This is a genomic window from Mesorhizobium sp. M2E.F.Ca.ET.209.01.1.1 (genome assembly GCF_004010375.2).
In the GTDB taxonomy this organism is placed as follows: Bacteria; Pseudomonadota; Alphaproteobacteria; order Rhizobiales; family Rhizobiaceae; genus Mesorhizobium.
Genome location: NZ_SADP02000016.1, coordinates 143,331 through 150,225, shown reverse-complemented (window position 1 = coordinate 150,225; position 6,895 = coordinate 143,331). Strand labels below are relative to the sequence as shown.

9 protein-coding genes are annotated in these 6,895 nt (G+C 62.6%); 4 read left to right on the top strand and 5 right to left on the bottom strand.

Annotated features, from left to right (window positions below; genetic code table 11):
• Positions 1 to 180: hypothetical protein (locus tag EN852_RS41725; protein ID WP_210238260.1), on the top strand; the 180-nt coding region annotated here is incomplete at its 5' end.
• Between the two features lie 52 nt (positions 181 to 232).
• Here EN852_RS41725 and EN852_RS40985 read toward each other — a convergent pair.
• Positions 233 to 385 (bottom strand): hypothetical protein, encoded by a 153-nt coding sequence (locus tag EN852_RS40985; protein WP_189401157.1) that lies wholly within the window; start codon positions 383 to 385, stop codon positions 233 to 235.
• A gap of 402 nt (positions 386 to 787) precedes the next feature.
• A complete protein-coding gene (locus tag EN852_RS26160) occupies positions 788 to 973 on the bottom strand; it encodes a hypothetical protein (protein ID WP_127878175.1) in 186 nt (61 codons plus the stop codon).
• 532 nt (positions 974 to 1,505) lie between these two features.
• Between EN852_RS26160 and EN852_RS26155 the strand changes: the two genes are divergently transcribed.
• Both EN852_RS26155 and EN852_RS26150 read left to right on the top strand, forming a co-directional pair.
• A complete protein-coding gene (locus EN852_RS26155) occupies positions 1,506 to 2,909 on the top strand; it encodes a sensor histidine kinase (RefSeq protein WP_127878173.1) in 1,404 nt (467 codons plus the stop codon).
• Entirely contained in the window at positions 2,906 to 3,550 is a 645-nt protein-coding gene (locus tag EN852_RS26150; protein ID WP_127878171.1) for a response regulator transcription factor, read from the top strand. Before EN852_RS26155 ends, EN852_RS26150 begins: the two co-directional genes overlap by 4 nt.
• Before the next feature lie 272 nt (positions 3,551 to 3,822).
• On the opposite strand, the gene EN852_RS40980 is transcribed toward EN852_RS26150, so the two are convergent.
• Positions 3,823 to 4,362 carry a hypothetical protein gene (locus EN852_RS40980; protein ID WP_189546180.1) on the bottom strand — a complete coding sequence of 180 codons (540 nt, stop codon included), beginning with the start codon at positions 4,360 to 4,362 and terminating at the stop codon, positions 3,823 to 3,825.
• A 372-nt stretch (positions 4,363 to 4,734) separates the two neighbouring features.
• Positions 4,735 to 4,914, bottom strand: coding sequence for a hypothetical protein (locus EN852_RS43360; protein WP_135890493.1), 180 nt, complete (start codon positions 4,912 to 4,914; stop codon positions 4,735 to 4,737).
• On the opposite strand from EN852_RS43360, the gene EN852_RS43355 reads away from it, so the two are divergent.
• Positions 4,915 to 5,439, top strand: coding sequence for a hypothetical protein (locus EN852_RS43355; RefSeq protein WP_348643471.1), 525 nt, complete (start codon positions 4,915 to 4,917; stop codon positions 5,437 to 5,439). It abuts the gene before it with no gap.
• A gap of 189 nt (positions 5,440 to 5,628) precedes the next feature.
• Here EN852_RS43355 and EN852_RS26135 read toward each other — a convergent pair whose 3' ends face one another.
• Positions 5,629 to 6,513, bottom strand: coding sequence for an EamA family transporter (locus EN852_RS26135; RefSeq protein WP_127878165.1), 885 nt, complete (start codon positions 6,511 to 6,513; stop codon positions 5,629 to 5,631).
• Positions 6,514 to 6,895: the final 382 nt, after the last annotated feature.

Below are 6,895 nucleotides of genomic sequence, written 5' to 3'. Positions count from 1 at the left end.
TGCCCGGATGGCTCGAAGCGGATGATCCGATGGAACCCGAGCCTCGCAGCTCACATAGGAAAAAAGCCCTTCCGTCCCATCATCTCCACCGCGCATCTCATCCTCCAATCTCTCCGGCGGAATCGAAACACGGACTGGCCCCAGACGAAAGAGTTTTTCCGCAGCCTGTTAGGTCTTTGATTTTACGCATGTCTTTGTCCCGAAACCGGTTCCCACTTTCGCGAGACATGCTTTAACCGTCGCGACCGACCTTTCGGATCGACAGGTCGCCGAACAGGGCCGAACAATCGATCTCCTCCTGGAAACGCGCCTGCGGATCGAGCACCAGCCAGGAAGCGTGGGTGCGAAGCCTCTTCAGCCGGGCGTTCTTTTCCGCACGCGCCAAGCGCTCCGCCTCGTCTGTTGAGGCTTGAACCGGCCTTTCGGTCTTGTGATGGTGAGGACTCCTCGGCATCGCGGCCTAGAACGCGCCCGACCTGCTTTCGTTCCGCCGCATTGCGATGGCCACGGCCATAGGTTTCGACGACGGACCAGCGTTGGAGCATTCAGGGAGTGGGGTAGCCCGGCTTGCCTTGGTGGTAAAAGAGTACGGCTCTCTTACAGGCAAGCCGGGCTAAAGCGCCGACCATTGGGTTTCCTTGGGGGGAAGCCGGCGCACGGACACAGTGTCCGTTTCCACCTGCGCCCGCAATTGTCGCTGAGGTCCTATGCGCCGGCGCAAAGGTCCGAGCGGCGAGGGCCGAAACGTTCCTGCCTGGAATCATCCGGCTTTCGGACGCCTGAGCGCTCAAGCCCGCGTAAGCCGGCTGCCTTTTTGGAGCGTTCTCTTGACGAAATGCTCGGCGTGCCGTGCCCATTCGGCTTCGGTGACGTCGTTCTCACGAACAGACCGCCTGAAAGCTTCGCGCAATGCCTCGAGCTCAAAGATCGACAGCCGCTGATTGGTTTTGTGGTTTTTTGTGCCGGCGTCCATACTGCGTTGCCACGAACAGCAAGGTAACGTGCATCGTATAGGCGGCGCATGTCCGGCCGATCAAGGCCCTGGACTGACTTCTTTTGGGGGCAAATGCCGTCGCGAATTCCCGCGTCTTACGCTAGGACAGAGCGGCCCGGCCGCGGGGCTCGGGCGTTCGACAGACATCGCTATATATTCATATCCACAACGCCCGATGACAGGACCGCGCCAGACCGAGACGGCCGCGCCGCGGCGCTATATTCTGCGGGGCATATGTCTTTTGGTCTGGACCTGGGGCCGGATTGGTGGTTGTGTCGACGCTGCAAGAAATTCAGGTGGCAGCCGGCCCGCGTCTTCCCCGTCAACAGGAGTGGCGCGGGCATTTGCCATTCGGGGTATGAGCGACCTTGCCGCTTGCGAATCGGAGCAGCTCCGCCGGCGCGCCGGCAACGGCCCGCCATTAACCTTCCTCGTCGGCACAGACCAAGGTCGGTGTCGCAATTGCGTCCCCTCGCCTATACTGTCGCGAACGGGTGGGTGAACGGTGCCGATGTTTGGGAGGTATCTGAAACGACTTGCACGGATCTGGAGCGGGCTCTCGCTTGCCTTGCAGTTCGTGATCGCGGGCGGCATCGGCCTTCTGGCGGTGATGCTCGTGGTCGGGCTGTGGGTGACATCGCAGATCCGTGACGGCGTCCTGCACAATTCCGCCGCCACCACCGCGCTCTATGTCGACAGCGTGATCGCGCCGCTGCTGCCCGACATGCGCAAGAGCCAGGAGCTGGACGACACCGTCAAACGGGCGCTGGACGAAACGCTCGGCCAGGGGGCGCTTGGGAAAAGGCTGGTCTCGTTCAAGCTATGGCGGCGCGACGGCACGATCCTCTATTCGAAGGACGCTGGCCTCATCGGCAGGCAGATCAAGCCCAACGCCAATCTCATCGCCGCCTTCGCCGGCAACGTCATGGTCAAATACAACAACAACAGGCTCGAAGACGAGGAAGACGAGAAGGAACGGTCGATGGGGGTGCCGCTACTCGAGATCTACAACCCGGTGCGCGAACCCTGGTCGGGCGAGGTCGTGGCCGTGTCTGAATTCTACGAATTGTCCGGCGATTTCGAGGAATCGCTGCGCTCGGCCCTGTTGTGGAGCTGGCTGGTGGTGGCGGGCGCCACGGCGGCCGCGCTTGCCCTGCTCTCGGGCATCGTTTTTCGCGGCAGCCGCACCATCGTCACGCAGCAGGCAACGCTCGAGGCCAAGGTTTCCGAATTGCAGGCGGCGCTGGCGCAGAACTCGTCGCTGCGGCAGCGCGTTCAGCGCGCCTCGCGCCGCGCCACCGCCATCAATGAGCGCTATCTGAGGCGAATCGGCGCCGACCTCCATGACGGGCCGGCGCAACTCGTGGCGCTCGCCGCGCTCAGGATGGACAGCCCGGCGCTGGTCGATCCGGCCACGTCGAGCACGCTGCGCGAAGCCGAGATCGCCGGTATCCACAAGACGCTCGGCGAAGCGATGCGCGAGATACGCGGCATCTGCAACGGGCTGGTGCTGCCGCAGATCGAAACCCAGGCCATCGCCGACATCCTGCGGCTGGCGGTGGCCGAGCATGAGCGCCGCACCAGCACCAATGTGTTACTAACCCTGCCAGAGCGCTTGCCGGAACTCGGCACCTCGGAAAAGATCAGCATCTATCGCTTCGTGCAGGAAGGCCTGAACAACGCCTTCCGGCACGGCAAGGGCAAGGGCCAGCAGGTCAGGGCCACGACGAAAGGCGGTAAGCTTCTCGTCGAGGTCGTGGACACCGGTCCCGGCTTCGACCCGGCCCGAAGCGAGGGACTTGGGCTTGCGGGCCTGAGAGAACGTATCGAAAGCATAGGCGGTCAGTTCGAGACACTGACAGGCCCCGGAGGAACAAGACTGGTGATCACCTTGTCTGTCGAGGAGCAACCGTGAGCACATCCATCCGCATCGCAATAGTCGACGACCACCCACTGTTTCGCGAGGGCGTGGCGCGCAGCCTCGGCGAAATAGGCGGCTTCGAGCTCGTGGGCGAAGGCGCCAGCGCCGAGGACGCCGAAAGGCTGGTGCGCACCAGCACGCCCGATATCCTTCTGCTCGACATCAGCATGCCGGGCGGCGGCCTCAGCGCGCTCGCCAGCATCCTTTCAGCAACGCCCGAGCAGAAGATCGTCATGCTGACGGTGTCGGAGACCAATGCCGATGTCGCCCAGGCGCTGAAGGCCGGCGCGCGCGGCTATGTGCTGAAAGGTGTCGGCTCCAAGGCGCTGGCCGAGATCCTGCGCGATGTCGCCAACGGCCAGAGCTATGTTTCGCCGAGCCTCTCGGCCAGGCTGCTTTCTGACCTTCTGCAGCCCACCGGCAGCAAGCCGGATCCGCTCGCCCAGCTCACCGGCCGCGAGGCCGAGATCCTGAAGTTGGTCGCGGAGGGGCTGAGCAACAAGGAAGTGGCCGCCAGGCTGTCATTGCAGGAAAAGACGGTCAAGCATCACATGACCAGGGTGCTCGCCAAGCTCAACGTGCGCAACCGCACCGAAGCGGCGCTGCTAATGCATGAGGCGAGGGAGAGGAATTAGGGGAACTGGGAAGAGGAACTGAAGAACTGAGGAACTGAGGAGCTGGGGGATTGAAGAACTGAAGAATTGAGGAATTTGGAGAGCTGAGAAAACAAGGAACCGGTGACTGATCCCGTCTTTCTTCAGTTCTTCAGTTCTTCAGTTCTTCAGTTCCCCTTCAATTCTCCAATTCCTCTTCCCAGTTCCCCCGCCCCCAACGCAATCACCCCCGCCTCAAGGGACGGGGGTGACATGCGAGGGTGTCGGAAAAAGGGGGTAGCCTTTCCCGGCCCTCACAGGCTCAGCAGGCGATTCAGATCCTCCTCCGTCGCCTGCCGCTCGATGATGGTGCGGCCTTGCGCGTCGATCATCTCGAAACGGCCGTTCTGGACTTCTTCCTTCATGCCGTTGCGATGGACGACGGTGATCTTGTTGCCGTCGATCGAGATCGTGTCACCGGTTGCCGTGTTGGTATAGCTGTTCTTGCCGCCGGGATTGGCATTGCCCTTGCCGCTGTTGTTGCCAGGTCCCGCATTGGGGTTGCCCCCGCCGGCATTGCTGTTGTCGGAATTGCCACCGGCATTGCTGTTGCCGCTGTTGCCGGAATTCGAGCCGCCGGCCGAGCCAGAATTGCCGCCGTTTCCGCCACCGCCATTCCCCCCGTTACCGCCATTGCCCCCGTTACCGCCATTACCGCCGTTGGCGGCGTAGGCGGTTGACACGAGCTTTGTCACGTTGCCCGGCGACGACAGGCAGGGCGCGACCACAACCGCCAGCGCGACGGAGAGGCGCAGCGAGAGGTCGACTAGCCTTTTGCAGGCGGGTTGGCGCATTCTTTTCCTTCTTGCCGGTTCCACCTCGGTTTGCCGAAGTTCCGCTCACGGCACAGGCGACGCGGAACCGGTCTCTTGACGGAGGCTAGGATCACATTCCAGCGGCGCCACGAAAGCGGCCCACGACCCATGCTCAGGCCGATCAGACCATTTCCGCCGCCATGGGTGACCAATGTCGCAACAGCAACGATCGCCACAGCTGAAAAAATTACCCCCGCACGGAGGCGGGGGTAAGGTGAGTAGCCAGATTCCATCGCAAGACGATCAGGACCGCAGAGACGAAGCAAAAGGTGGCAACCTGATTTTGCAGCGCTGACCTTCGGTCCCTTAAGATCTAATCCGGATAAAACCTCGCTCTCACAAACTCTGCTCTCACAAACTGTTCAGGCGATTGAGATCGGCCATGGTGGCTTTGCGGTCGACGATGGTGCGTCCGTATTTGTCTTCCATCCTGAACCGGCCGTTCTCGATCGTCTCCTTCATTCCGTTGCGGTGCGTGACCTGAATGCCGCCGGCGGTGGCCTCGACCTTGTCGCCGGTCGCCGCGTTCACGTGGCTGTCGACATCGGCGGCGCTTGCCGCGCCGGCACTGTTGCTCGAACTGTTGTTCCCGCTGCTGTTGCTGTTCCCGCTATTGCCGTTGCTGTTCCCGCTGTTCCCGCCGCTATTGCCGTTTCCGTTTCCGCTATTTCCGCCGCTGTTGCCGCCACCGTTCCCGCTATTTCCGCCGCCGTTCCCGCCGCTGTTTCCACCACCATTGCCGCCGCTATTTCCGCCGCCATTGCCGCCGCTATTTCCGCCGCCATTGCCGCCGCTATTTCCGCCGCCATTGCCGCCGCTGTTTCCGCCGCCATTGCCGCCTTTGCCGGCATAGGCCTTGGTCACAACCACACCATCGACGGAGAGACTGAAAGGCGCGACAACAAGCGCCAACGCAGTCAGCGCTCGCAAGACCAGCCTGCAGCCCCTGCGCTTCAAGCGCATCCCGCTCTCCCCACGCCAGCCCTTCGGCCCGTCGGCCGCACTACCCCACCGGCAATGTCGCAGCATAAGCATCCCCAATCAGCCCATGATTAGGAAGTGGCCCACGACCCTTGTCTTGTCCACTCGGACCTATAGCTATTTTCGAATCGGACCTAAGTCTTATTTCAACCACCGGATGTGGTCGGATATTGCCAGGGCGCGCATCGATTTCTCCAAACCGGGCAACGCCTTGGAGCGCGTCGCTCAGAAATGGATTCGAGTGCGCGACCGGCTTGCGGGGAGTCAGGCAGAAGGCGAGGGCTGCCGCGCCGCGACCGCCGTCCCAAAGGCGGCGGCTATGACGGCGGCAATGCCGGCGCATTGCAAAAGGTTGAGCTTCTCCGCCAAAAACAGGAAGCCGGTCAGCGCGGCGCCAGCCGGCTCCAGGCACACCAGCATGCCGTAGACCTTGGCCGGCATGCGGGCCAACACCAGCATTTCCAGGTAGAAGGGCAGCGCGCTGGAGAACAGGCCGACCACGGCCGCGCCAGCCATGACGTGCGGATCGGCGAGATGGGCTTGAGCAGCGCCGAAGCCGAAAGGCAGCGCCAGCACCGCGGCGATCGCCATGCCATAGGCGGAGGTGCGCACGCCGAGCTCGGCGCCGGCCTTCTGCGCGAAAATGATGTAGAGCCCCCAGCAGGCGCCGGCCGCCAGCGCCAGCGCCACGCCCAGCGGATCGAGCCCGCGGCTGATCCCGGCAAAGGGCGACATGAGCGCGATGCCGGCTATCGCCAGCGCCACCCAGACAAGATCGAGCAGGCGTCTGGAGCCGAGGGTCGCGACGAACAGCGGCCCGGTGAATTCCAGCGCCACGCAGATACCCAGCGGAATGCGCTGGAGCGCGGCATAGAAAAGCATGTTCATGGCGCAGACCGTGATGCCGTAGGCGGCCAGCCAGGGCAGGTTTTTCCGCGAGGGCAGCACCTTCCATGGCCTCAGCACCGCCGCCAGCATCAGCGCGCCGATGGAAAGCCTGAGCATGGTCGTGCCCTCCGGCCCCAGCACCGGGAACAAGCTTTTGGCAAAGGCTGCGCCAACCTGCACCGACAGCATGGAGCCGAGCAGGCCGAGCACGGGCATGGCGCCCACCTGCGCCCGGGGTTTTGCAATCGGCGTCGACGTCACTTGCTCTCCGTTCCCCTGCCCCTGGTCGGAATCGAGAGATAAGGCCTGGGGGCTGCCCCGTCGTGAGGCAGCAGGCGGCGGATGGTGGGACAAGGCGGCCCCTCCCCTCGGGCGGCAGGCCTGCCGCACCGCACAAGAACTTGAAATTCAAGGTGTTTTCACAGACTCCACTGTAGAATCTGGCACCGCGATCAAACTCTTTCTCAATAATCCCCATCATGCTCGCTGCAGTTGCCGAGATAACTCGCCCGCATCCCTGGCGATTGATGATTTCCACAGATCAGACCAATTGCCCATAACTTCATAGGTCCTTTGGATGGTCTGTGCAGATATTTTCACGACACAACCATTTACGTCCCACACCGGCATCACATCTTATTTC

Coding starts and splice junctions, on each gene's coding strand:
- EN852_RS26160 (WP_127878175.1), bottom strand. CDS start 973: ATGGACGCCGGCACAAAAAACCACAAAACCAATCAGCGGCTGTCGATC.
- EN852_RS26155 (WP_127878173.1), top strand. CDS start 1,506: ATGTTTGGGAGGTATCTGAAACGACTTGCACGGATCTGGAGCGGGCTC.
- EN852_RS40980 (WP_189546180.1), bottom strand. CDS start 4,362: ATGCGCCAACCCGCCTGCAAAAGGCTAGTCGACCTCTCGCTGCGCCTC.